Origin of the sequence: Bacillus sp. OTU2372 (assembly GCF_038440275.1) — a bacterium.
In the GTDB taxonomy this organism is placed as follows: Bacteria; Bacillota; Bacilli; order Bacillales; family Cytobacillaceae; genus Neobacillus; species Neobacillus bataviensis_B.
In genome coordinates, this window is sequence record NZ_JASATK010000001.1 from 943,248 (window position 1) to 968,703 (window position 25,456).

The following is a 25,456-nucleotide window of genomic DNA, read 5'->3' on the forward strand; positions in this document are numbered from 1 at the left end:
TATGCCGGCTAGTCAACTAGAGGCTCTCTATATTTAGATGTTAAATCTTATATGGGGAGCCTATTTTGTTAAAAAAAATAAATGGAGGAATTTAAGATGAGTAAAGAATTATCAGTTGTGGTTTGGGCTAAAGAAGGATGTCATTATTGCGGGGAAGTAAAACAATATTTAGAGGAAAAAGGAATAAAATATAAAACTGTTGATGTTACTCATCATGATGAGCACAGAGATATTTTGGAGATCAAGTATGGTGTTCGTCATGTACCAGTCGTTGAAATTGGTCAAGGGGATGTATATGAGGGTGTGACAAAAGTAGGAATTGAACATATTGAAGCAGTGCTGGAGAAAATTAATAAGACTAGTATTTTAAAATAATTCCGACTAAATTCATATGTTTACTAGTTTAAATGGGGTATTAGTATGTACAACATAATACAGCAGCGCTAGTAACTTTGTAAAAAGAGTTGGGGAAAAAATGTGGATTAAGGTGGATTATTATGAAATTTAAAAAATCATTTCTATTAACATTGACGCTATTGACTGCAATAGTGGCGGGGGCATGCTCATCACAAGAAACTAGCAAAACTTCCAAAGCAAGCTCGAATACAGCTAAAGGAGAAGCAAAAGCACAAAAAATAATAGTGGGAACAGGGACACAATTTCCGAATGTTTGCTTTATCGATAAAAATGGAAAGTTAACCGGTTATGATGTGGAATTAGTTAGAAAAATAGATGAAAAACTGCCAGAGTACAAATTTGAGTTTAAAACAATGGAGTTTTCCAACCTGTTAATTAGCTTAGAAACAAATAAGATTGATTTTATTGCCCACCAGATGGAAGTCAATGAAGAACGACAAAAGAAGTTTCTTTTTAATAGCGAACCGTATAATATTTTTCCTCTTCATGTAACAGTGAAACAAGATAACGATAAAATTAATTCCATTAAAGATTTAAAAGGGAAAAAGGTTATCGTAAGTGCGACCAGTAACTCAGCTGTATTTATTGAAAAGTATAACAAGGAACATAACGCAGGTATACAAATTGTTTATGCAGGTAATGGACCAGATTCTACGATTAATCAAATAAAAACAGGCAGAGCAGATGCCACCATTACCACACCGTTTTCAGTGGATTTTCTTAATAAGCAAGTGGATGCTCAAGAAAAAGTAGTCGGTGAACCACTCTTAAATTCAAAAGTTTATTTCCTTCTAAGAAAAGATGAAACACCACTACAAAAAAGAATTGACGAAGCACTCGTAGAGTTGAAAAAAGAAGGAGTCGTTGGTGAATTAAGTAAAAAATGGTTAGGAGCCGACTATACCGTCAACTTTTAAATCGTAGCTCGTTAGTGTTTGGAGGTTGTTAAAAATGGGCAAAGCGTTTGATCCTTTATTAATTATTGAGTTTTTACCAACACTACTGCATTATCTAGGGGTAACTCTTGAGATTTTAGCAGCATCTATTTTTCTAGGACTAATCCTCGGTGTAGCAGCCGCTATACCGAGGTTGTTTAAAATACCTTTCTTAAATCAACTGGTCATTTTATATGTTTCATTTATTCGCGGGACACCGATTTTAATCCAGTTATTCCTAGTATTTTATGGCCTACCCGCAATTCTAATGATTTTCGATATTGATATTTCTAAGCTAGAGGCTATTTATTTTGTGATTATTACTTATGCAATTAGTAATGGAGCAAGCTTTTCAGAAATTTTTCGCGGAGCCATACGCGCTGTTGATAAAGGGCAGACGGAAGCAGCCTATTCAGTTGGAATGACAAGCACACAAAACTTCTTTCGTATTGTTTTACCACAGGCCTTACGTATTGCTTTTCCAAATATGGCAAACTCCGTTATTGGATCTTTAAAGGATACGTCCCTTGCTTTCAGCATTGGCGTGATGGATATGGTAGGCAGAGGAGATACGCTTATTTCAGCAACCGCTCATGCATTGGAAGTGTATATATCCCTTTCTATCATCTATTATGCTGTTGTTCTATTGTTTGAAAAGATTTTTAATAAATTAGAAAAACATTTCAATCGTTATCAGAGTGCTGATATATCAGTTGCTGCTTAAAAAGGAGGGGTATACATGACAATCGATCTTCCTTTTATATGGATCGCTTTTAAAGAAATTATTAAATCTCTTCCCACTACTCTCATTTTAACCATTGTCCCCTTATTGGTGGGATTCTTAATTGGAATAATTGTTGCACTTGTAAGGATCTATAAAACAAGATTTGTATACCAGGCAGCTAATGGGTATGTTTCCTTTTTTAGAGGAACGCCCATTATCATGCATATTATGGTCATTTATTACGGAATCCCCTTATTAGTAGACCAAGTATCGTTAAAGTTTAATTTAAATATCCAATCTAGCAAAATTCCCATTATTTTGTTTGTTTTAACCGCTTTGTCACTAGCAGCAGGTGCCTATTTATCAGAAATTATCCGCTCTGGAATCATCAGTGTGTCGACGGGTCAATTGGAAGCTGCTTATTCTGTGGGGATGACAAAGCTTCAAGCGATGTTCCGAATTGTTCTTCCACAGGCATTAGCACAGTCTGTTCCAAATTTCACAAATATTTTCGTTGGTTTCTTACACACATCATCTATAGCATTTCTAGTATCTGAAAAAGAATTGACGGGTGCTGCTAATATTGTCGCTTCAACTAACTTGAAATTTTTAGAGGCTTTTATTGCTGCTGGAATAATTTATTGGGGACTTACAATGATTGTTGAGGGAATTTCTTTTTTATTAGAAAAACGAGTAACGTCGTATAGTCGAGGAGGCGTGTCATGATTATTTTAAAAGATATAAAAAAATCATTTAACAAATCGCAGGTGTTACGAGGTATTAATTTAAAAATAAACCGTGGTGAAGTGGTTACCATACTTGGACCAAGTGGTTCAGGGAAAACCACTTTACTACGATGCCTAAATTTTTTAGAAAGACCTGAGGCTGGTATTGTACAAATCGGCAATATCCAGGTTAATGCAAAGAACGCTACGAAAAAGGAAATGTTGTCGGTAAGAAAACAATCGGCAATGGTTTTTCAGCACTATAATTTATTTGCTCATAAGACAGTGGTGGAAAACGTAATGGAAGGTTTGTTGGTTGCAAAAAAAGTAAAGAAAAAAGATGCCAGAATGATTAGTGAGAAAGTGCTTGAAAAAGTGGGTCTTAGTGATAAATTACATTTCTATCCTTCTCAATTATCGGGCGGGCAGCAGCAGAGAGTAGGGATTGCAAGGGCATTAGCATTAAATCCAGAGATTATTCTTTTTGATGAGCCAACGTCGGCATTAGATCCTGAATTAGTTGGAGAAGTTCTATCCGTTATTAAAGAAATATCACAAGAAGGAATTACGATGGTGGTTGTTACCCATGAGATGAGTTTTGCTAAAGAAGTGTCTGATCGTGTTCTATTTATGGATGGGGGAGTCATCGTGGAGGAAGGAACTCCATTGGAGATATTCCATGCACCTAAGGAAGAAAGAACTCGTCGATTCTTACAACGAATTTCGGGTGAATCGTTTTTTGCACCATTAAAAGAGCAGGTAAATTAAAAGATTAATAACAAAATTAATGTCACCACTTTCTGGAACCATGAATTTGATCAGGAATAATCAAAAATCGTTAATCAATAGTGAATGATTTTGTCAAAAAAGAACTTTCTATTTAAAAAGAGGTTCTTCTGTTGCGAAATGCTTAAAAGTACTAGTGCTGGTTTAATTCCGACTATTCGTGTAGATTAAATCAGTATTTTAAATGAACATTGGAGATGATCGAATAACTAAATTGCGAAAGGATGACTAATATGGCGATTAACCAAATTACCATAGATGAATTAAAGGAAGAAGAGAAGGAGGCAGTACGACAATTATTAGTGGAGAGCTATAAGCAGTATGAGCATGCCTATAAAAGTGCACAAGTTTGGGAGGAGTACTTAATCAACATTATAGCATCCGTCGATAATCCAAACGTGGAAAAAATTTTGATTGCCAAAAGTAATGACAAAATTCTTGGGACCTTACAGTTATTCCTGTCTTCCGAAAAGGCCTATCAAAGACCAGAATTACGGATATTTTCACCAATTATTCGTCTATTAGCTGTTCATCCGGAAGCCCGTGGACACGGCATTGCACAAGAATTATTAAAAGCTGGTCTTCAGTTTGCAAAGTCTCAAGGATCAAAAGAGTTGTATTTGCATTCAGGTGATAAAATGCAAAAAGCAATTCGGCTGTATGAATGGTTTGGTTTTAAACGAGATCAAACAAAAGAATTTTATAACAATGATAATTTAGTAAAATGCTATCGATATGATTTATAAGAGAGGACATTACTATGAATCAGCAGGAATTAGAATCATATTTAATTTCGGTCCGCCGTCATTTACATCAATACCCAGAATTATCAAACCAAGAGTTTGAAACAACAAAATCTATTGAAAAATGGCTAAAGGAATTATCTATCCCGATTCGAAAAACAAACTTGAATACAGGTGTATTTGCGGACATAAAAGGTGGTAAACCAGGACCCATTGTGGCAATGCGTGCAGACATTGATGCACTGCCAATTGGGGAGAAAACGGGACTACCTTATGCTTCCAAAATAAAAGGGATTATGCATGCCTGCGGCCATGATTTCCATACCGCTGCCCTCATTGGTGCGGCCTATTTATTAAAAGAAAATCTGTCTCAGCTAAATGGCTCAGTCCGCCTGATTTTTCAACCGGCCGAAGAGTTGGGAGGAGGGGCGAAGCATGTGATAGAGGATGGACAATTGGATGGTGTGAAAGCTATTATTGGACTCCATAATAAACCTGAGTTACCAGTTGGTACAATAGGAATAAAAGAAGGACCATTAATGGCAGCAGTGGATCGTTTTCAAATTGTATTATATGGAAAGGGGAGTCATGCGGCACTCCCGCAAAATGGAAATGATCCGATTGTAGCAGCCGGGCAGTTGATCACAGCCCTTCAGACCATTGTCAGCAGGAACGTGTCACCGCTTCAAAATGCTGTAGTGAGTGTGACAAAAATAATAGGCGGCAGCACGTGGAATGTTATTCCGGGAGAGGTCAGCTTGGAAGGGACCGTTCGTACCTTTAACCCAATTATTCGGGAAGAGATAAAAACAAAGTTTTACACGATCGTAAACGCAATAGCTGCCGCTTTCTCACAAGAAGTAGAAATCAACTGGTTTCCAGGTCCACCGGCGCTAGTAAATCATAAATCGATAACCGAGATTGTGGAAACCGCTGCGAGACAACAATCTTTGGAAGTAATCCAACCAGAACCTTCGACAGCAGGTGAAGATTTCTCTTATTATCTTCTGAATATCCCAGGAACCTTTGCCTTTTTTGGTACAAATGGGAACGAAGATTGGCACCACCCTGAATTTACAGTTGATGAATCAGCCCTTTTACAAGCCGCTTATTTTCTATATGAAAGTGCAAGAGAATTATTGAATCAACATTCTATTAGTTAACAAATTTAAAGTTTATGATCCAATCGAAAAACGTTTCATTTATAAAAATAAAATCTATAAATAGGAGTGATTCGGGTGGGGAATATTCTTCGTGATGCTGTGGAAAATAAGCGCAAAAAAATAATCGAAAAATTGATTACTTTTAATGTATATAAAAAAGAGGATAAACATCTTTTTGAGTTATCACTAACGGAACTAGAAAATGAGTATAAAGCATTCAAATCCATGCAACATCCACATTGCAATTTTGGTTCTCTTAAATTAACTAGTAAGAAATCGAAATAGAAAATCATAAAGAAAGGGAGAATGAATGATGAGCAATGTAACGATAATTTCTGGAAGTCCTTCAGATGAAACGAGACTAAATGGAGTTTTACATGATATTTTTAACTATTTCAATGGGATTGGGATTGCACCTGAAATTATAGATGTACGTCTGCTTCCATCAGAGGATTTAATTCAAGCCAAGTTTGATAGTACAAAAATAATAGAGGCAAATAAGAAAATAGAGGACTCAAGTATCATTGTCATTTTGACTCCGGTATTTAAAGCATCGTATTCCGGAGTTATAAAAACTTACTTAGATCTTCTTCCTCAAAATGGTCTAGAGGGTAAAACCATCTTACCGATTGCTGTCGGTGGAACCTTTGGGCACTTATTAATGATTGATTATGCTCTTAAACCTGTACTTACTGCCTTGGGAGCCACCCATATTTTAAAAGGAGCATATATTTTGGACAGTCAAATAAAAAAATTAGGAAATAATCGTTATGAATTGGATGCTGATGCCAAAAAACGGTTAGTTTCTTCATTAAATAGTATTAAACCTTCCTTATTAACTGTATGAAGTGTTTCTATTTATATTTAGAAGGTTATGAAATTACTAAAAGAGGCAAGTGAGAATTGCCTCTTTTTAAATTTGAAAAAAGAATTATCTCATACTAAATCAGTTAAGATTTCGTTTGTTTGTTGGTCTTTGTAATTAGACATATTAAAAAGCGGAGGGGAGTAGACATGAAGGGAGATCATCCGCTCCGTATGAGGATTACTCATTTTATGAATTAGCCCCTGAGGTGAGATAAGAAAATCCCCTTTTTGAACCATATAGGCTTTAGCTCGTTCAATTTGGTTTTCGTTGAACCGATAAATCGAATTGAGTAGTTTGCCTTCCACAACGAGTGCGCACCCTAAAGATTGACCGTGATCATGGATTGCTGTCTCAACATATGGCGGAAGGTTAATAACAAGTACCTCTACATGTTCATTTAAGTAAATGACATTTCTACCATAGGGAAACTGGTCTGGGTCAGTAATAAAAGGTTGGATTAAATCAGAAAGATCAGGAAATCGTTTTAGTGCCGTTCCCAGTTCCTTAAGTGTTGGATTCTTTAATTTCCCTAATTGTTGATGAATACAATCAAGCAGCTTCATTTTGAAATCCTCCTAAAACCTCTAAATGTTGATTAACTTAGTCAAGATTAAGTGATCTTTCTGACATGATATTTACCTACAAATCCTTAAGAGACGGCTAATACCTATGTCTAGAAGAAAAATAAAACCACACAGTGGATTTTATCACTAGTGTGGTTTATACAATTTAGCTATAGTCTTTCTCAACATTAGAGTTAAGGTTAATGTAATGCAGTTAAAATGACCCCAATTGCAATTAAGGCAACGCCAATTCCGTTAACAAGGCTAAGCTTTTCACCGAAAAAGATAATCGCTAGAACCGTCGCAATAACTACGCTGAGTTTATCAATGGGCCCAACCTGCGACACTTTTCCTGTTTTTAGGGCTAAAAAGTAAAACAACCAAGAAGTGGCACCTGCCAGACCGCTTAGAACGATAAATAGCAACGCTTTCCTTTGTGCGAAAATCTCAGGAATTTTCCCTAAATTCCCCTGAAAACTAACCACCCCAATTAAAAAAAGTGCCATAATTACGGATCGAATGGCAGTAGCAGTATTGGCATCAATATTTTGTAATCCGATTTTACCAAAAATAGACACAAGCGCTGCTGAAACAGCAGATAAAATCGCAAATACCAACCAAGACATGATTGACGACCTTCTTCCCATTTTTATTTCATTATAAATTTATCCTAGGAATCATAGTTAGTTTAGACCAATTTCGATGTGGTATTTAAAAAAATGAGAATAAAGTAATAAAGCCAAAGATGATACCAAAAAACGCAAAGTAGATATTTTCACTTTGCGTTTTAAAAGCTACTTATGCGGTAAACATTTCTAAAAATTGCTCGATGGCAATCGAACATGCCCCTAATGCAGGAGCATTTTTTCCTAATGATGAAGGTAAAAGTTCATAACTATTCTCAAGTTGTTGATAGGTTCTTGAAGTCACCGAATTTTTGATTGAGTTTAAGACCATTGGCAGGGCTTCAACGATATTGTTTCGGATAATAACGGCTTGGGGATTAAAGGTATTAAGGATACTTGTCAACCCAATACCAAGGTAAAAACCAAACTTTTGAAGTGCCATTAGAATGTCCGGGTTATTTTGATTTGCAAGCTTGATAATATCTTGATTAAATAGTTTCTCTTGCTGCTGCCTCGACAATGATTTTATTAATGCCTTTTCGGAAGCATATAATTCCCAGCAGCCCCGATTTCCACAACTGCATTTGAGTCCATTTAAATCAATGGTTAAATGCCCCATTTCCCCAGCAAATCCGCGGACTCCTCTATAAAGGTCATTATTAATAATAATGCCGACACCTATACCAGTATGAACGCTTACGTAAACAAGGTTTTCGTAATTTTTCGCAGCTCCAAACTCTTTTTCTCCATAAGCCCCGGCATTAGCTTCATTTTCTAAAAAGACAGGTACTTTAAATTCCTGTTCAATTAGGGGTTTTAAGTCTAGTTCATAATTCCAGTTCAAATTAGGCGTGAAAATGACTTTTTGCTCTGAATTTACTAGTCCTGGAACACATAACCCGATCCCAATTAGCCCGTAAGGAGATTCCGGCATTTGAGCTTTTAAGTTGTTAATTTTTAAGATTAGAACATCCTTTATCTCTTCAGAGGACTGACTTTCTACTAGTTGATAATCCTCGTGAACAATATTCCCTTTTAAATCCGTTAAAATGCAATTCATATAATCGACACCAATATCGATTCCAATGGAATAACCTGCATTTTTATTGAAAACCAGCATCACAGGTTTCCTTCCGCCGCTTGATTGTCCTTGTCCAATTTCGAAAATAAGATTTTTTTCAATTAAGGTATTTACTTGGGATGAAACAGTGGATTTATTTAAACCTGTCTTTTCAGATAACTTTGCCCTTGAGATAGGGGAATTAGCAACAATTTCATTTAATAATAGCTTTTGATTAATCTTTTTGACTAACATTTGATCAGCAGTGATCACTTCTCTACACCTCTTTTAGTATGGCGTCCAAATTAAGTTAAATTCACTTTTTACTAACATTATACCATTATAATACAATTGAAAATGCGGGGAATTCAAAATAAAAAGGCCTTCTGTAAAAAAATTCACAGAAGGTCTTTTAGACACAATTAATATAGCTGCTAATTCAATACTGAATGTTTTCTACCATAACTGAAATAAATCACTAAACCAATTATCAGCCAAATGAAAAAACTGATCCAGGTTAATGCAGGCAGCTGAAGGACTAGGTAGCCACATGATAAAAAGGCAATGAGTGGAATCCACGGTACAAAAGGAACGCGAAAACCACGTTTTGGTGCTCCTTGTGTTTTACGTAGATATAAAATTCCAATGGAAACGGACATAAACGCGAACAAAGTACCTATATTCGTTAGTTCAGCAAGCTTACCAAGTGGAATTAAACCTGAAAAAATAGACACAAGCAAGCAGGTAATCCATGAATTCACTACTGGTGTTTGTTTTTTCTTATCCACTTTTGAAAATACTTTAGGAAGCAAACCATCACGGCTGATCGCATAAAATAAACGAGTTTGTCCATATACCATTACGGTTAAAACGGTTGTAATTCCAGCAATGGCTCCAAGGGAAATGAATCCTGCCGCCCAGTCTTGGTGAATATAACTTAATGCAAAAGAAACCGGATTTTTTACATCTAGCAATTGATAAGGGACAATCCCGGTTAATACGGCGGAAACGGCAACGTATAAAATGGTACAAACTACGAGGGAGGCTATAATTCCAATAGGCATATTCCGCTGCGGGTTTTTAACTTCCTCAGCCGCAGTTGAAACGGCATCAAAGCCGATATATGCATAGAATGCTGTCGCGGCACCAGAAGCTACACCGGAAAATCCAAACGGCATGAAAGGTGTCCAGTTATCCGGCTTTACATACCATGCTCCAACAGCTAGAAAAATGATAACGACCGCTAATTTAATGATAACCATTGTTGCATTAAAACGTGCTGAATGTTTAACTCCTCTAGTTAATAGGAATGTGATAACAAAGGTAATAAATATGGCCGGCACATCAACATATGTTCCATTTGCTGGATTGAATGCACTTGAGATCGCTTTTGGAAGGTGAATGCCGAAACCTGCTATTAGACCCTGGAAATAACCAGACCAACCGCTGGCCACTGAGGCGGAGGCAAACCCGTATTCCAGAATCAAATCCCAACCTAAAATCCAGGCAATGAATTCTCCAAATGTTGCGTAACTGTAGGTATAGGCACTCCCAGAAACAGGAACAGTTGAGGCAAATTCTGCATAACATAGTGCGGCAAATATACAAACCAGTCCTGATAATATAAAAGAAAGAATTAAAGCAGGGCCTGCATGTTCGGCAGCTGCCACTCCTGTCAGAACAAAAATCCCTGTTCCAACAATTGCTCCAATGCCAAGCATGGATAAATCAAAAGCGCCAAGCTCTTTTTTTAAGGTCACATCTTTTTTTTCTGCTTGGTTAATTAAATCCTGTATGGACTTTTTCCTGAAAATTTCCATAAAAACTTCCCTTCTGTGAAACTCCTTGTTAAAATATTGTGAAAATATAAACAATAAAAGTAGTGCAAAAATTGTCGAAAGAAATTCAACGAGACTTATAATATAATTTATTTTTAAAAAAATCAATATTCTCGCAAAAGAAATTATAAAAATAATTTGATTATAAACAAAAAAGTAACTTTCATTTTAAAAGTTCACATTACTGACATATTTATTCAAAATTTTTAATTCATATTTCGACAATAATGGAGAAGGTTTTCCTGAGAAAGTCTCCAATTTTAATTCCACATCTTTAAATTAGAGTGAATTTTGTAAATTTGGGGTAAATATAGTCGTTTTTTTGGAATTTCTTTTCGTTCATATGTTTGCTACAATAGAAAAAAAGATTCCTTAAATGCTAGTGAATGGTATAAAATGACACTAAAATACATGATCTCTGAGAGGAGAGGTATATTATGGTATTTAAAGCAAGATTATGGAGAATCTTAACCAAGAACCAGAAGATAAGACTATTAAAACAAAAAGCTGCTCATAAATCATTAGTTTAGGGGCCTTCGGCTTGGAAGGCCTCTTTAATTATCTACTAATATTTAATTTGGCCTGAGCAAGTGGAGCATTTAAAATATTGGTTTTATCCTCGCCTGATACTCCCCCATTTTTTATAAGTGCACCTTTTTGAAGAAAGACCCATTGTTGATGAAAGCTATTCTTCCTAACGCTCCATCTATATTTTGATGGATTGCTATATCTCCCCAATATTGTATTTACTTTGTTGTAATAGGAAGATGAATCCTGTTCCATGCTAAAAAAGGAAGAGGGGACATTATATTTTGCAGCGGATAAAGCTAGATTAACCGTTTCGACATCATCTTCACGCAAAAAAGTTCATGATAGTGATCAACAATTGATGCAATTTCAGCTATAACCTTTTGTGATTTTTCATAACCTATTCCTCTGGTTGTAACTGCTAAGGTATACGGCTGGTATGTCAACACTAAACTAGACAATTTTTTTAAGGTGTTCCTTTTTGTATTCAATTGGGCTTAAATATCCAAGCGTTCCGTGAATTCTGATGTGATTAAACCAATGAACATAATCATCTAGTTCTAACTTCAACTGATCTAAACTCTCAAAATATATCCCTTTAACAAACTCTGTCTTAATAATTTTAAATGTGGCTTCAGCTACCGCATTATCATACGGGCAACCTTTCATACTTAATGACCGTTTAATTTTGAATGTTTCAAGGTCTTCATCAATTGTCTTGTTTTTAAATTCGTTTCCTCGATCAGTGTGAAATAATTGAATTTGCCTTAAATCGGCTTTAATTGTAGCTAGGGCTTGATATACCAGTTTAGCATCTTTATAAGGACCGGCACTGTGGCCTATAATTTCCCGATTATAAAGATCGACAAATAAACATATGTAATGCCATCGATTTTCGACTCTTACGTATGTTAAATCACTCACTACAACCGTTAATTCCTTTTGTTGATTGAATTCCCGATTCAACTCATTTTTCACTTTAGATTCATTACATTTATCAACATGTGGTTTAAATTGCGCAACTGTATATTTGGATACTAGGCCATTCTCTTTCATGACTCTGCCAATCCGTCGTCTCGAAGAGACTATACCAAGCTTTTTTAATTCATGTTTAATTCTACGAGTACCATAGTTCTGGCGGCTTTTATGAAATATATTTATGATGGCAGCTGTGAGTTCATTTTCTGATTTGGATGGCTCTTTTGCTTCATAATAATAGGTACTTCTCGAAAGTTGTAGGACTTCGCACATTGCTGATATCGAGTATTTGTGTCGATTATTTTTGATCACATTTACTTTCGTCCTATTATCAGCGCAGCTTGCTTTAAAATATCATTCTCCATCAATAAACGCTGGTTTTCTTTACGAAGTTTAATCAACTCTGCTTCTTCAGGTGTTCTATTGTCCTTCTCTTTAAATGAACCAGATGTTTGGCTTTGTTTCACCCATTTGTCCAATGCCGAAGGGGTTAGATTGTATTCACTAATTATGTCTTTTCTAGGTTTGCCATTTTCATATAGCTTGACCATTTGAGCTTTAAATTCAGGGGTAAATGTCCTTCTAGCGTTTGTCATATTAGCACTCCTTTATAACTGAATAAGATATAGTAGACTTCCAAATTTAGTGGATAATCACCGCAACTTGACAAGGAGCCTCCGTGGGCATGCCTTGCCAACCAGGCTAGCATACCCGCCTCTCCTAGTAAAGTTGCTAGTACATATCTCTCATACTAATAAGCAGTATGCCCTGATTTAGCAACGAGTCTACTTGACCTTAATTTTTTTGTCCAGTTAAGTGTAGCCGATTCACGGCTTTCTATCAAAGATTACGGCAGTATCATTATAGATTAAATTCATTGGAATCTCCCCAACCTTATGAGCAACAATTTTATATTGGATTCCCATTGGAATGGTAGTGTTATAGACCGTAAGTTCAAGATAGTAAAGCAGTTTTTTTCAATTCTCATTTTGTTTTGAGTACCGGAATAACTCTTTTGCATACAGGCATAAATCGTCTGCCGAGGTAGTGTTACGCCCCCCTGGATAAGCATAGTCTGCTCCTAATCCTTTAAGATAGGCGATAAAGTTCTCTTTCCCTACACGTTCTTTTAACATGATAAAAGCTATGTTATCACTATATACCAAAGCTTTTTCAATAAGTTCACCTATTGTGTATTTGGTACCTACAGAGTCATTTTGGATGACACCGCTTCCTCCGGAATATTGATGGCTTTGATAGGTTAATTGTTCTGATAAATCAAGTTTACCCAAATCTGCCATTTTCATTACGTAGAGTGCTAACGGAAGTTTGATGGTACTTGCAGCAGGTACCTCGGTCTGACTATTGATCGTAAAGCTTTTATTAGATAACAAACTTTGATAACGAAGTGAAATCTTCCCATGACAGGGCTTGATATAATTAGTTAGTTTATCATTTAGCTCAGTATAGGGATCAATCTTCTGGGCATGAGCAATTGGAAAAGGGTTTCCTACTAATATAAATAAAAATAAACAAATGAAGACTGATTTAACTTTCAACACGTCTATCCCTCCTACATAGGAACTAGTTTAATAGGGGATTTTTGATTTTTATGTCGAAAGTTATCGGTCTAAGCTTTTCTTCAAGGGTATTCATTTTTTCTAGGTTGTTCATAAAAATTAAAAAGGAGAATAAACATTTAATTAATGTGGTTTTATAGGAGGAATAAACATGAATGATGTCTTCGAGAGGACAGCACGATTTGAACACCGTTTTTGGCTGCAAATTTTAGGTGATCATTCCAGGTTTATTTATGAAGCCCTTGCACCGGTTCAAGATGCAGAAATTAAAATGGCCTCTAATTTTATAAGCATATTTGACACACTTCTTGAGCGTGCAAAATCTGATAATTTAGGTCCATTAACAATTGAAGCTGAAGCAGAGGTTATGAATTTACGAGAATTTAAATTGGAATTAATTGGAAAGCATCTTATCGGCAAAATCAAGATTCACCTTTCACCCACCTTTCTCAATCACATGGTTAACGAATTAGAAGAGTATGTAAGAATTTTAAATCATCTGAAAGCAGGTCAAGTACCACCTATCTACCATGAACTACATCATCATCTTTTGTGGTTATTAGATGCGGCTGGTCATTCTGAGGCGATTACCTCCAATTTAGATGGTGTTGAAAAGAAATTGAGGGAGAAAAGTAATTTATATAAGAAGAATTTTGAGGATTTTTATATGAAGGCTGTTGAACTAACCGGCTATTTAAGGTCCAGTTTAACCTCCTTTCCAGCTTTGACAAAAATGAATAAAGACACCCAGTTAGAAATAAAGTTATTTCAAAATTTCTTAACGGAATTAGAAGAACTGGAATTAAGTAAGCAAGCATTAGGAACATTTGCCCCGTTAATGGCGGATCATATGTTTCGTGAGGAATGTTATTACTTAATGAAATTAGCTGAATCGGCGAGTCTGGAACCACCGAATTGTGATCCAGCAAAACCGCGCTTGAAGGAATGAAAAAGTGTCAATCAAAGGAAACAATAAAAGGGGCAGTTTTCACTAAACTTCCCCTTTTTTGTGCCTTATTAAGCTGTTTTATTTAACAGAACTTCTACAGTGTTAGATTTGGATTTGTCTCTTCTAATCCTAAAGATTGTAGTAAAGATTACAAAGAATAAAAATCCAATCAAAAGAGTGATCAGCTGAACAGTTGGCTGGTGGTTGTCCGCTTGTACCTCGTTAGACTGTTCACTTTCACCTATGTCGTTCTTTGCCGATACTATATATGAATAGTTGACACCATCTTCAGCTGATTTATCCACATAGTTTGGAGTAATTAGATTTCTTGCGATAGGTTTGTAACTGTCCAAACCAAGAATATCAACCTTTTTACGGTAGATCGTATAGGAAGTGGCTCCAGCTGTCGGATTCCAAGTAATTGAAACAGAATCATTTTTATTTTTGTTTGCCAATATCCAGTCTGGTGCTGTTGGAACAGAAGTCTTTGTTGTATGGAAGGAGTATATTCCGATTTGATGTTCTGTTCCATCTGCCACAGAGGACACTTTCCAGTAGTAGTGTGTATCCAGTGAAAGGTCCCTAATATTAGCTGAATTGGAAGTAACTGACTGATCAAAAACAATTTTTGTCATCGCGGGATCTTCTGCCACCTGGACAAGATAGCTGTCAACGCTGGACTGTGCATCCCAGTTTAAGGTAACTCTTGAAGGGTTTACTTCCGTTTCACCACTTGCTGGGGAAACAGTAAGGGCGTTTGCAGGAACCACATGAATCATTTGAGAAGCATGGGTAGAAAGACTAGCTGTAAACCCTGAGTCTTTATTACCCAGATCTTCATGGCTCCAAAGATCATGTACCATTGCTGATCCCTTAAAGCCTAAAACGTTCCATTTGACCGATATGTTTTGTGGTGTTAATCCTGTATTAAAGAGACCAATGTTATACGAACCATCCGGCAGTTCTTGAAAGAAAACTTGAGAGGTTGATGTTTTAGATAGGCGTTTCCCTGCGACTCCACTTTGGTTCACCCCAATAATTTCGTCATTCGTAAGCAGGCTAAATCCATAATTGTCTAGTTTCGTTAAATCACTGCCAATCACAAAATGTGAAGCGGCAATTGCCCATAGGGATACATACGAACGTTTTTCATCTGCCGTTAAACCATCCTTACTTCCGTTTGCTACATTGAGTGAATCCAAGTCATTCCACCCGCCAGCCCCCGCATGAGGCTGCCACTCTGCAACATCGCCAAATCTTCGAGAAACCTTTTCCCAATTGGTATGCGTGGGCGTTCCATAGGCTTCAACATCATGATCTGTCCGCCAGCCATTTGATAATTGCTGCCAGGTTGAAATATTTTTTATATCCAAATTATTAGATAACTCTACATGAATCGGTCTTCCAGTTTTCTTCAGGGCTTTTGCCCATGCCTCGATATCTGGGATATCCTGGTTGCGAACACCGTCAATCTTTAGGTAATCAACCCCATAGGAAGCAAACAATCTGGCCCAAGAATCAATATACTCCTGTGCCCCTGGTTTTGAAAAATCAATAGAATACATATTGTCATAATTAAAACTTACTTTTTGACCTTTGCTAAAGTCAACAATATCTTTTGCATGGTAGGGCGTTCCTTCAATTGGTGTATTTTGATCAATTGCTCCTTTTGGAATACCAAGAGTGACATAAAGACCAAACTTTAATCCCTTTTTGTTGATATAGTCCCCAACTGCTTTCATACCATTTGGGAATTTCTTAGGATCTACTACCCATCTTCCATATTTATCCACGTTTGTGGTCCAATCAAGCTGATAATAATCATCAAGGTTTACATATTCGTATCCATGTGACCTGAATTTTTCTGCAATAATATCTGCTGCTGCTTTGATATTTTTTTCTGTTGGTTTTTTACGAATGGAACTCCAGCTGCTCCAGCCCATGAAAGGCCGCCCGGCCAAATTATTGTATGATGATGCTTCTGTTTCTTCGGGGTCTAATATTGAAACCGTAAAAATCCCCGAAAACACAAGTGAAAATGAGAACATAGTTGAGAATATTTTCTTAAGCATAAATACCTCCTCTAGAAGAAACTTGGAGTGATATAAATATAAAAATTTATTAAAATTTAATTCTATTTTAATATAGTAAGCCCTTTATTATAATGAACAATATGTACCAATAAATTTATCCTGCTATGGTTTCTGGAAGAACAATGGATTAAGGTTTTTCATAATGTAATGGTATCAATAAGTGAGGATGTAAAAGATGAGAAACAATAGGGAAATCCAAACCCAACGAATAATTGGTCAAGCGTGGACCGGAAGACATGTTGTATTACTTCATTGTACAACGGACAATCAATTTATTAATCTTTATAAAAGTTTTCATGCCCCAATTGAACCGCCACGACAAAATTGTGCTGAAACGTTATCGCAGCTCCTAAGTATCGGCTATCACATTGAGGCCATAACACCACTCTCACCTGTACAAATTCAATATTTGTTGGTACTTTAATTAAAATGGATCCAATAAAAGAAGAAGGCTCAGTATTCGAGCCTTCTTTAAATATTTTTTATATAAGTACCGATCCCGGTGGAATCTGTTCTCTCCAAACACTTATGGTGATTTTTCTTCTTTAGTTTTTCGTTATAACTTATTACAATAAGATATAACTATTTTTATATGGTTAGAATGGGAGTGTGGTCAATGAAAAACCGATATTACTTATTTTTTTCTATAATGATAATGTTAATAGCGTTATCTGGATGTTCAAACAAAGATCAAGCTAAAATGTCTAAGAACCAGAAACCATCAGATTCTGAAAAGAAAGTAGAATTAACGGTTTCAGCAGCAGCAAGTTTACAAGATGCCTTAAATGACATTAAAGGCTCTTTCCAGAAGGAACATCCCAATGTGATTATAAACTATAACTTTGGAGCGTCAGGGGCACTTCAACAGCAAATCTCTCAGGGAGCACCTGTGGATCTCTTCTTCTCTGCAGCAGAAGACAAATTTGAAAAATTGGTCCAGGATGGACAAATTGAGAAGGAAAAAGGGAAAGATTTACTCGGAAATGAACTTGTATTAGTAGTACCAATCGGCTCAAGTAAGGGAATTAAATCATTCAAAGATCTCACTAAATCAGATAAACTATCCCTTGGGACCCCAGAGACTGTACCAGCTGGGCAGTATGCAAAAGAAACATTAGAAAATATTAATGTTTGGAAGGCAGTAGAAGGAAAAGTGGTATATGCCAAGGATGTTCGGCAAGTGCTTACATATGTAGAAAGTCAAAATGTTGACGCAGGTATTGTCTATAAAAAGGATGCATTGATTTCAAAAAAGGTTAAGATTGCAGCTAGTGCTAAAGAAAATACTCACGATCCAATTGTTTATTCAGTGGGTGTGATAAAAACTAGTACCCATCCAAAAGAGGCGCAAATTTTCTATGATTATCTTCAAAATGAAAACTCTTTGAAGACTTTTACAAAGTATGGATTTAAGGGATTAGATTAAACTTATCATGGCAACGGATTTTTGGTCACCAGTCAAACTGTCTATTGAGGTAGCATCTGTCGCTGGCATCTTGGTATTAATCTTAGGGTTATTTTTTGCAAAGATGATGGCTAATACGAAATTCAAAGGGAAAGCTGTAGTTGAGACTATTTTCCTTTTACCATTAGTATTGCCACCGTCTGTTGTAGGGTTCTTGTTAATTGTATTATTTGGCAGAAATAGTGTTGTGGGACAATTGATTGAATGGATATTTAAACAACCACTTATGTTTACATGGTGGGCTGCTGTTATTGCTTCTACTGTAGTTGCTTTTCCTCTCATGTATCAATCTGCCAAATCAGGATTTGAAGGTATAGATGAGGATATTGAGAATGCAGCTCGCGTGGATGGAGCAAATGAATATCAATTATTTCTGACCATCTCCATTCCTTTATCACTAAAAGCGATCATTTCCGGTACCATACTAAGTTTTGCTAGAGCATTAGGCGAGTTTGGGGCAACTTTAATGTTTGCTGGAAATATCCCAGGGAAAACCCAAACCATATCAACAGCTATCTATATAGCGATGGATTCAGGAAATATGGATTTGGCATGGTTATGGGTAATGTGTTTGGTCGTGATTTCATTTTTCATGTTAATAGGTTTACAGCTAATGAAATCTTAAAAACTAATTTGGAGGAACAAAAAATTGAAAAACCTCTACCTTGATTGTACCTCCGGAATTGCAGGAGACATGACGCTGGCTGCTCTTATTGATGTAGGAGCGGACATCTCCTACATCGTAGATCAGTTAAGAAAATTACCGATTGATCCCTTTGATATGGAAGTACATAATGTCAGCAAACGGGGTATTGCAGCGAAGAAACTGAAAATCTATTTTCCATCTCGAGCTCATGAAAACAAAAACCCCGGTCATCACCATGAGCATCGGAATGCGCAAGAGATATTGACGTTGATTGAGGAAAGCAATCTTCCTTCAAGAGTAAAAGAACGAAGTCTGGCAATCTTTCGAGAAGTGGCTATGGCTGAAGGGAAAATCCATGGAATTGACCCTAGAGAAGTTCAGTTTCATGAGGTGGGGGCAATGGATTCCATTATCGATACGATTGGGGTATGCTTGGCTCTAGAAAGCCTTGAAATTCAAGATATTTATGCGTCACCCGTACCAACCGGTTATGGGAAGAAGGAAATGGCTCATGGACTCTATCCTATTCCCGCTCCAGCTACTATGGAGTTACTAAAAGGAATACCGCTTGAAGAATTAAACGTTAAGGGTGAATTGACTACACCAATAGGGGCAGGGATATTAAGGGCACTGGTAAAAAAGTTCATGCCAATTGGGGGACACACTGTAGAAGAGATTGGTTATGGAGCTGGGGAAGAAGACTTTGACCACCCTAATGTTCTAAGGGCCCTACTCTTCAAAACATCAGACATCGAGCAGCCACGCAGCCAGGAGTTCCAGCAAGAAAGGGAATCTATATTTATACTTGAAGCCCAGCTCGATGATATGACAGGGGAAGGGCTTGGCTATACAATGGAACGACTTTTGGCCGTAGGCGCTCTCGATGTTTTCTATACTCCTGTCTACATGAAGAAAAATCGCCCTGGTACTCTTGTAACGATTTTAGTGTCCTTACAATTAGCGGACCATTGTGAAAGAGTTTTGTTGGAGGAAACTACTACACTCGGAGTCCGAAGAAGTATGTGGACCCGTAACATTCTTGATCGAAGATTTATTGAGGTAGATACCCCGTATGGACCTATTAGAGTAAAACAGGCATTCAGAGATAACAAAATGCTGCACCAAGCTCCTGAATATGAAGATGTTGCAAAAGCAGCAAGGGAGCATAAGGTTTCTTTTCAACTTATTTACCAATATGTGATGAAATTAGTGACAGATTAGAGGGGGATCTCTTGTGATGGAGATTGCCCTTTTTTTGTTGATGGAACCTAAAGAGAATTTAATCAAATAATAATTGTTTTTGTAAATGAAGGAATTCTAAGGTGCGAAATCATTTTGACACTTTTTGTTTTGTCCAAAAAACAATAAAGAGGGAATCTTATAGGGTGAAAGAGTTACATATTAATTTAGTATTTTCAGAAAAAGATAAAAATTGATATTAATTTTGACAAAAAAGTGGACGTTTCCAATTTAGAGATTCTTTATAATAATCATAAATAAACCGCTTTCAACAAGAAGGGTTGTTTATGAATACATTAATTGGAGGAATCATTCATGTATAAAAATCCACACTATTTTTCCCATCTTGCCCACGTTGAATTAATCAGTCCAAAGCTAGAAGAATCAGCCAATTTCTTTAAAAATATCATTGGTTTAGAAGAGTCAGGTAGAAGTGGAAATTCCGTTTATTTTCGTGCATGGGGGGAGCATTACCATCACACTTTGAAAATAACCGAAGGAACAGAACCTGGTCTTGGTCATATTGGCTGGCGTGCTGATAGTCCGGCAGCACTTGAAGAAGCTGCAGCACATATTGAAAAACTTGGACAAGGAATCGGTTGGATTGAAGGGGATCTGGGACATGGCAGAGCCTATCAATTCACTTCTCCCGATGGTCATTTAGAAGAGATTTTTTGGGATGTTGAATTATATGAAGCACCTGATCAACTTCAGAGCAAATGGAAAAACCGTCCGCAAAAAAATCCAGGACGCGGTATATCTCCTCGCCGAATCGATCACATTACTCTTTTTAGTAATGACGTAACAAAAGACCGCGAATTCTATCAAAATATTGGCTTCCGCTATAACGAAGGTATCTTTTTAAATGCCAATGAACCCGGCAGCCCGGAAATCGGTGCATGGTTATCTGTCACCAACCTTTCGCATGATATCGCCTTTTTAAAGAACCATAGTGGCAAACCAGGTGGATTCAATCATGTTTGTTACGCAGTTGAAAGCAGGGAAGAAGTTCTGTTAGCAGCCGACCATATCCTCGAAAGTGGATACGAATTAGCCATGGGCGGGCCAACACGGCATGCGCTTGCAGAAGGATTTTTCTTTTATGTAGATGAGCCAGGCGGCAATCGGTTTGAATTATATGCAGGAGCACATCTTGTTTTTGCACCAGATTTTGGTCCTTACAGATGGAGTCTTTCTGAAAATCCAAATGATGCTTGGGGGCGTGAAATGCCTTGGGATGCATCAGGAAAAGTCATTAAATAATCAATTAAACATCAGGGGGACTTAAATGTTATGTGGCATTTCTTTCCAGAAAATTATATGTGGTCTTATCAAATAGTAAGAATGATCAGTCAATCTTATTTTGGCGGTGGTGAAGTAAATGAAATCTTAGATGCAGCAAGCCGTATGAAGTTAGGAGATTATGAGAGTTTCCATCACGAATGGATGAGACTAGGAAATAAATCATTAACAACAGCTAATGATGCAATGGACAAGGGATATAAAGAAACGGCACGATCCGGCTATCTACGGTCAGCTAACTACTTTCGTACGGCAGAATTTTTCCTTCAGCCTGACGATGAGCGTAAACTGCCAACCTATTTAAAAGGGGTAGAATCATTCAGAAAAGGCGGGGAGCTGTTAGCCTCACCGCCAAAGGCTGTTAACATTCCCTTTGAACATGCTGTTCTGCCTGGGTATTATTTTGAAGCACCAGGTCAAAGTAAGGGACCATTGATGGTGATGTTTGGCGGTTTAGATTCAACTGCAGAGGAATTATATTACGGGCCTGCGCAGCTATTAAATGAACGTGGTATTTCGCTTCTTGCACTAGACGGTCCTGGCCAAGGGGGAGCATTACGAATCCATCACATACATTCCCGGCATGATTACAATACAGCAGGAACAACGGCATATGAGTGGGCGGTTGAAAATCTAGATGTCGATCCCGGCCGTATTGGGGTTATGGCTGTATCTATGGGCGGTTATATGGCAGCAAGATGTGCAGCATTCGAGCCGAGGTTTAAAGCTTGTGCGATCTGGGGAGCTGTTTATGATTACAACGATGTTTGGGCAAAACGCCCGGATAACCATCCATTAGCAAAGATTCTTCAGCATATCTTTGGCGTTGAAGACATGCCTGCTGCAAGGGCAAAGCTGCAGCACTATAATTTAAGCGGTGTGGCAGAAAAAATTCAAATGCCAACTTACATTGTACATGGTGAGGATGATCGACAAAATCCAGTGGATAACGCCTATAATGTTTATAATGACCTTACTTGCCCACGCTGGTTAAAGATTATTCCGACCAGCAGCACAGGTTCATCTCATTGTCAGATCGATAATATTACAGTGACCTACGAAATGTATGACTGGTTAAAAGACCAGTTATCGAAGTAGTCCGGAGGTGGAGTCATGAAGCTCGTTACTTTTTATAATCAGGATGGCCAGATGCGTGCAGGGTGGCTGGATGGTGATAGAGTGATAGATATGAAGAATGCTTCCAAAGGTGAATTACCTGATAATATGGCGGATTTTGTAAAAAACAACGCAAAATATCTGCCTATTTTAGAGGCATTAGCTGCTTCAGAGGGGCATCCATTCTATTCGCTTGAAGAAATACGTTTAACGGCTCCTTTGCCAAACCCAGTAACTTTCAGAGACTTTGTGGCTTTCGAGACCCATGTCAAAAATGCGACAAAGCGTGCAGGGGATACGGTCGCACCTGAGTGGTATGAAATGCCCATCTTTTATTTTTCCAACCCCCATGCCATGAAAGGATCGGAGGAAGAAGTGAAGCGGCCAGCCAAGTGTATACGCTTAGATTATGAACTTGAGCTTGCATGTATAATAGGGAAACAAGGAACGAATATAAAGTCAAATGATGCAGACGACTATATTTTCGGTTATACCATTTTAAATGATTGGTCGGCACGGGATCTCCAGATGAAGGAAATGAAAGTACTATTGGGTCCGGCAAAAGGAAAGGATTTTGCAACTAGCATGGGGCCTTATATTCTAACAAAAGATCAATTAGAACCATATGCAACAAACGGGAGATTCGATTTAGAAATGACAGCAGCAGTAAACAGTGAAATTCTTTCTAAGGGAAACTTTAAGGATATTTATTACACATTTGGTGACATGATTGAGCGGGCTTCAGAAGAAGTCACTTTATACCCTGGTGATATTATTGGCTCAGGGACAGTTGGCTTTGGCTGTATTATGGAGCTTGGTCCCGAAGTGCACCGCTGGCTTGAACCGGGGGATGAAGTAGAATTATCGGTTACAGGCCTTGGCTCTTTGAAAAATAAAATTATTTAAGAAGCATGAACGGAGAGGAACTTTATGGCTAGAATTGTAGACCTAAGCGTTTCAATTGAAGAGGACTTAAAAGATCCTCTTCCGTTTTCAATTCGCTTTGAAACACATGAGGAAGGGGCAGAATTTGGAGCAAAGCTGGTTGGTGTAGCCCCAGATGATTTTCCTGAGCGAAAAGGGCTTGCAGGGGAATTTCTTACTTTGACAAGTCATGCAGGTACCCATGTGGATGCACCGTGGCATTATTGGCCGACATCTGAAGGGAAACCTTCCCGAACGATTGATGAATTACCGCTGGAATGGTTTTTTAACGATGGGGTCGTATTGGATGTTACAGACAAACCACCAGGCTATGCTTTGACCGTAGAAGATATTCAGGAAAAACTTAGACAAATAGATTACGCGTTGAAACCGTATGATATTGTCATGATCCGTTGTGATGCAGACAAAAAAAGATATCAGCCTAATTATAGTGAAATCCATGTAGGGGTTTCCGCAGAAGCCACTCTTTGGCTGATTGATCAAGGTATTAAAGTGATGGGCACGGACGGTTGGGGCTGGGACACACCGTTATCTATTCAAGCTGAAGATTATAAGCAAAATCCGCGTTCTGGAGTTCTTTGGGCAGCCCATTTTGCCGGAAAAGAAAAAGAGTACTGCCAAATTGAAAAACTGGCAAATTTAGATCAGTTACCACTGTTTGGATTTAAAGTATCTGTTTTTCCTGTGAAAATAAAAGGCGGAAGTGCTGGTTGGACTCGGGCTGTGGCCATTATTGAATAAGGCTCTTTTCGTAAACTTTGTTGCTTTTAGACCTAGTTGGGGGCAAAAACTTAAGTTTCAGGGCAATTTTCGCAAATGTTCTTACGAAAAGATGCCACGATGCAAATAACTATACGGGACGGTGAACTTTTACGAAAAACAATAATTTATGCGAAAATAGCCTTGATTAAAAGGGGATAAGGGGTGTTAAAATGACCTATCAATTTGTTAAAAAAGTACTCATTGTTGGCGGTGGTATTAGTGGTTTAGCAGGAGCCGTTGCCCTTCACAAAATTGGGATAAAAGCAGAGATTGTTGAGAAGGAACTGGAGTGGAATGTGTACGGCGTTGGGATTATCCAACCGCCAAATGCCCTTAGAGCTCTAAATGAAATTGGCTTGGCAGATGTATGCATGCAACAGGGCTATTCTTATCCGGGCTTTGATTATTACACAGGGCAAGGGCATTTTATGTTCAAAGGAGATTCACCTACCATTGAAGGATATCCGGGTGTTAACGGAATCTCAAGAAGGAAACTTCACGAATTTCTTTTGAATGCCGTTGAAAATACTGGAACAAGAATTTATATGGGATCAACCGTGAAAAAGATAGAGAATGTTTCAAATGGTGTACAGGTGGAGTTAAGTAACGGCATTTCAGCAGTCTATGATATGGTCATTGGTGCGGACGGAGCTAACTCAAGGGTTCGAAAATTATTGTTCGGGGATATTGTTCAAAGATATAGCGGACAAGGAGTATGGCGTTACACCCTTCCACGTCCAAAAGAGGTGGACCGGGGTCTGTTCTATTACGGGCAAAAAGCAAAAGCTGGTTTGGTTCCAATGTCCAATGATGAAATGTATTTGCTGGTAACCACTCATGAACCGGGTAATCCAAGGTTTCCGAATGACCAGCTCCATGTATTACTGAAGGAGAGACTGACGGAATTCGGTGGTGCAATTGCAGAAGCGGCCAATCAAATATCAGACCCTGATCAGGTCGTTTATCGGCCGATCTTTACGCATATGCTGCCAAGCCCATGGTATAAAGGGAATATTTTACTTGTTGGTGATGCTGCACATGGTACGGCTCCACATTTAGGACAAGGTGCCTCTATTGCCATTGAAGATGTCATTGTTTTGGCGGATATTCTTCGTCATAACCTTGGGGTTGAAGAAACATTCAAGATCTTTATGGAAAAACGGTATGAACGCTGCAGGTTAATCGTTGACAATTCAGACCAGTTAGTCGAATGGGAATTGCTTACTTGGAGCGGTCAGATGAATGAAAATGTAAATGTAGGTAAGTATGTCTATGAAACACTTGCAAAAATGAATGAACCTTTTTTATCAGAGGTAAAGACACTTTAGAGACGTATACAGGATTGTATACGTTTCCATTTTGATATCAATCTAGTAATAAGATTGAAGGATGCAGGTGGATGGAG

The 25,456-nt window shown here is 37.7% G+C and carries 26 protein-coding genes; 19 read left to right on the plus strand and 7 right to left on the minus strand.

The features are described 5' to 3' along the window. Nucleotides 1–96 precede the first annotated feature (96 nt). The 9 genes from AAHB15_RS04450 to ssuE all read left to right on the plus strand — a co-directional run bounded on the left by AAHB15_RS04450 (nucleotide 97) and on the right by ssuE (nucleotide 6,340). On the plus strand, nucleotides 97–375 hold the full coding sequence (locus tag AAHB15_RS04450) for a glutaredoxin family protein (protein WP_335572921.1): 279 nt from the start codon (nucleotides 97–99) through the stop codon (nucleotides 373–375). 122 nt (nucleotides 376–497) lie between these two features. Next, nucleotides 498–1,334, plus strand: a complete 837-nt coding sequence (locus AAHB15_RS04455; RefSeq protein ID WP_342041815.1) for a transporter substrate-binding domain-containing protein — start codon at nucleotides 498–500, stop codon at nucleotides 1,332–1,334. Nucleotides 1,335–1,368: 34 nt separating this feature from the next. Beyond that, nucleotides 1,369–2,076, plus strand: coding sequence for an amino acid ABC transporter permease (locus AAHB15_RS04460; RefSeq protein ID WP_335572923.1), 708 nt, complete (start codon nucleotides 1,369–1,371; stop codon nucleotides 2,074–2,076). Nucleotides 2,077–2,091: 15 nt separating this feature from the next. Then, nucleotides 2,092–2,802, plus strand: a complete 711-nt coding sequence (locus AAHB15_RS04465) for an amino acid ABC transporter permease (protein ID WP_342041816.1) — start codon at nucleotides 2,092–2,094, stop codon at nucleotides 2,800–2,802. Further along, nucleotides 2,799–3,569 carry an amino acid ABC transporter ATP-binding protein gene (locus tag AAHB15_RS04470; protein WP_342041817.1) on the plus strand — a complete coding sequence of 257 codons (771 nt, stop codon included), beginning with the start codon at nucleotides 2,799–2,801 and terminating at the stop codon, nucleotides 3,567–3,569. The genes AAHB15_RS04465 and AAHB15_RS04470 overlap by 4 nt, the downstream gene beginning before the upstream one ends. Nucleotides 3,570–3,820: 251 nt before the next feature. Then, the gene (locus AAHB15_RS04475) at nucleotides 3,821–4,333 is read left to right on the plus strand and encodes a GNAT family N-acetyltransferase (RefSeq protein ID WP_335572926.1); all 513 of its coding nucleotides are present in this window, start codon (nucleotides 3,821–3,823) and stop codon (nucleotides 4,331–4,333) included. Nucleotides 4,334–4,347: 14 nt separating this feature from the next. Further along, nucleotides 4,348–5,493 (plus strand): amidohydrolase, encoded by a 1,146-nt coding sequence (locus AAHB15_RS04480; RefSeq protein ID WP_342041818.1) that lies wholly within the window; start codon nucleotides 4,348–4,350, stop codon nucleotides 5,491–5,493. Between the two features lie 75 nt (nucleotides 5,494–5,568). Further along, on the plus strand, nucleotides 5,569–5,778 hold the full coding sequence (locus AAHB15_RS04485) for a Fur-regulated basic protein FbpA (protein ID WP_144562206.1): 210 nt from the start codon (nucleotides 5,569–5,571) through the stop codon (nucleotides 5,776–5,778). Between the two features lie 25 nt (nucleotides 5,779–5,803). Then, nucleotides 5,804–6,340: an NADPH-dependent FMN reductase gene (gene ssuE / locus AAHB15_RS04490; RefSeq protein ID WP_342041819.1), complete on the plus strand. Its 537-nt coding sequence runs from the start codon at nucleotides 5,804–5,806 to the stop codon at nucleotides 6,338–6,340. Nucleotides 6,341–6,429: 89 nt separating this feature from the next. Here ssuE and AAHB15_RS04495 read toward each other — a convergent pair whose 3' ends face one another. The 6 genes from AAHB15_RS04495 to AAHB15_RS04520 form a co-directional block, all read right to left on the minus strand. After that, complete coding sequence (locus tag AAHB15_RS04495; protein WP_335572929.1) at nucleotides 6,430–6,924, minus strand: cysteine dioxygenase; 495 nt, start codon at nucleotides 6,922–6,924, stop codon at nucleotides 6,430–6,432. Between the two features lie 200 nt (nucleotides 6,925–7,124). Continuing rightward, complete coding sequence (locus AAHB15_RS04500) at nucleotides 7,125–7,553, minus strand: EamA family transporter (protein ID WP_098530707.1); 429 nt, start codon at nucleotides 7,551–7,553, stop codon at nucleotides 7,125–7,127. 169 nt (nucleotides 7,554–7,722) lie between these two features. After that, nucleotides 7,723–8,865: an ROK family protein gene (locus AAHB15_RS04505; RefSeq protein ID WP_446715842.1), complete on the minus strand. Its 1,143-nt coding sequence runs from the start codon at nucleotides 8,863–8,865 to the stop codon at nucleotides 7,723–7,725. 179 nt (nucleotides 8,866–9,044) lie between these two features. Then, a complete protein-coding gene (locus AAHB15_RS04510; protein WP_342041821.1) occupies nucleotides 9,045–10,430 on the minus strand; it encodes an amino acid permease in 1,386 nt (461 codons plus the stop codon). Nucleotides 10,431–11,429: 999 nt separating this feature from the next. Then, nucleotides 11,430–12,550, minus strand: a protein-coding gene (locus tag AAHB15_RS04515; protein ID WP_342041822.1) for an IS3 family transposase whose coding sequence is annotated in 2 segments (ribosomal slippage) — nucleotides 11,430–12,304 and nucleotides 12,304–12,550 — 1,122 coding nt in all. Because the reading frame shifts where the segments join, the coding sequence is not laid out codon by codon here. 381 nt (nucleotides 12,551–12,931) lie between these two features. Next, nucleotides 12,932–13,516 carry a serine hydrolase gene (locus AAHB15_RS04520; RefSeq protein WP_342041823.1) on the minus strand — a complete coding sequence of 195 codons (585 nt, stop codon included), beginning with the start codon at nucleotides 13,514–13,516 and terminating at the stop codon, nucleotides 12,932–12,934. 169 nt (nucleotides 13,517–13,685) lie between these two features. Here AAHB15_RS04520 and AAHB15_RS04525 point away from each other — a divergent pair, with 169 nt between their 5' ends. Continuing rightward, a complete protein-coding gene (locus tag AAHB15_RS04525; RefSeq protein ID WP_335575349.1) occupies nucleotides 13,686–14,483 on the plus strand; it encodes a DUF2935 domain-containing protein in 798 nt (265 codons plus the stop codon). 68 nt (nucleotides 14,484–14,551) lie between these two features. Here the strand turns inward: AAHB15_RS04525 and AAHB15_RS04530 are convergent, their stop codons facing one another. Further along, the gene (locus AAHB15_RS04530) at nucleotides 14,552–16,555 is read right to left on the minus strand and encodes an alpha-galactosidase (RefSeq protein ID WP_342041824.1); all 2,004 of its coding nucleotides are present in this window, start codon (nucleotides 16,553–16,555) and stop codon (nucleotides 14,552–14,554) included. 196 nt (nucleotides 16,556–16,751) lie between these two features. On the opposite strand from AAHB15_RS04530, the gene AAHB15_RS04535 reads away from it, so the two are divergent. From AAHB15_RS04535 to AAHB15_RS04575, 9 genes are all read left to right on the plus strand, one after another. Continuing rightward, nucleotides 16,752–17,000 (plus strand): hypothetical protein, encoded by a 249-nt coding sequence (locus AAHB15_RS04535; RefSeq protein ID WP_335575347.1) that lies wholly within the window; start codon nucleotides 16,752–16,754, stop codon nucleotides 16,998–17,000. Nucleotides 17,001–17,192: 192 nt separating this feature from the next. Continuing rightward, nucleotides 17,193–18,002, plus strand: coding sequence for a molybdate ABC transporter substrate-binding protein (modA, locus tag AAHB15_RS04540; protein WP_342041825.1), 810 nt, complete (start codon nucleotides 17,193–17,195; stop codon nucleotides 18,000–18,002). A 7-nt stretch (nucleotides 18,003–18,009) separates the two neighbouring features. Further along, nucleotides 18,010–18,666 carry a molybdate ABC transporter permease subunit gene (modB, locus tag AAHB15_RS04545; RefSeq protein ID WP_342041826.1) on the plus strand — a complete coding sequence of 219 codons (657 nt, stop codon included), beginning with the start codon at nucleotides 18,010–18,012 and terminating at the stop codon, nucleotides 18,664–18,666. A 24-nt stretch (nucleotides 18,667–18,690) separates the two neighbouring features. Beyond that, nucleotides 18,691–19,908, plus strand: a complete 1,218-nt coding sequence (larC, locus tag AAHB15_RS04550; protein WP_342041827.1) for a nickel pincer cofactor biosynthesis protein LarC — start codon at nucleotides 18,691–18,693, stop codon at nucleotides 19,906–19,908. A gap of 333 nt (nucleotides 19,909–20,241) precedes the next feature. Continuing rightward, a complete protein-coding gene (locus tag AAHB15_RS04555; RefSeq protein ID WP_342041828.1) occupies nucleotides 20,242–21,189 on the plus strand; it encodes a VOC family protein in 948 nt (315 codons plus the stop codon). A 30-nt stretch (nucleotides 21,190–21,219) separates the two neighbouring features. Beyond that, the gene (locus AAHB15_RS04560) at nucleotides 21,220–22,326 is read left to right on the plus strand and encodes an alpha/beta hydrolase family protein (protein WP_342041829.1); all 1,107 of its coding nucleotides are present in this window, start codon (nucleotides 21,220–21,222) and stop codon (nucleotides 22,324–22,326) included. Between the two features lie 15 nt (nucleotides 22,327–22,341). Then, nucleotides 22,342–23,250: a fumarylacetoacetate hydrolase family protein gene (locus AAHB15_RS04565; RefSeq protein ID WP_335575341.1), complete on the plus strand. Its 909-nt coding sequence runs from the start codon at nucleotides 22,342–22,344 to the stop codon at nucleotides 23,248–23,250. A 24-nt stretch (nucleotides 23,251–23,274) separates the two neighbouring features. Next, on the plus strand, nucleotides 23,275–24,030 hold the full coding sequence (locus AAHB15_RS04570; protein ID WP_335575340.1) for a cyclase family protein: 756 nt from the start codon (nucleotides 23,275–23,277) through the stop codon (nucleotides 24,028–24,030). 191 nt (nucleotides 24,031–24,221) lie between these two features. Continuing rightward, nucleotides 24,222–25,379 (plus strand): FAD-dependent monooxygenase, encoded by a 1,158-nt coding sequence (locus AAHB15_RS04575; RefSeq protein WP_342041830.1) that lies wholly within the window; start codon nucleotides 24,222–24,224, stop codon nucleotides 25,377–25,379. Nucleotides 25,380–25,456: the final 77 nt, after the last annotated feature.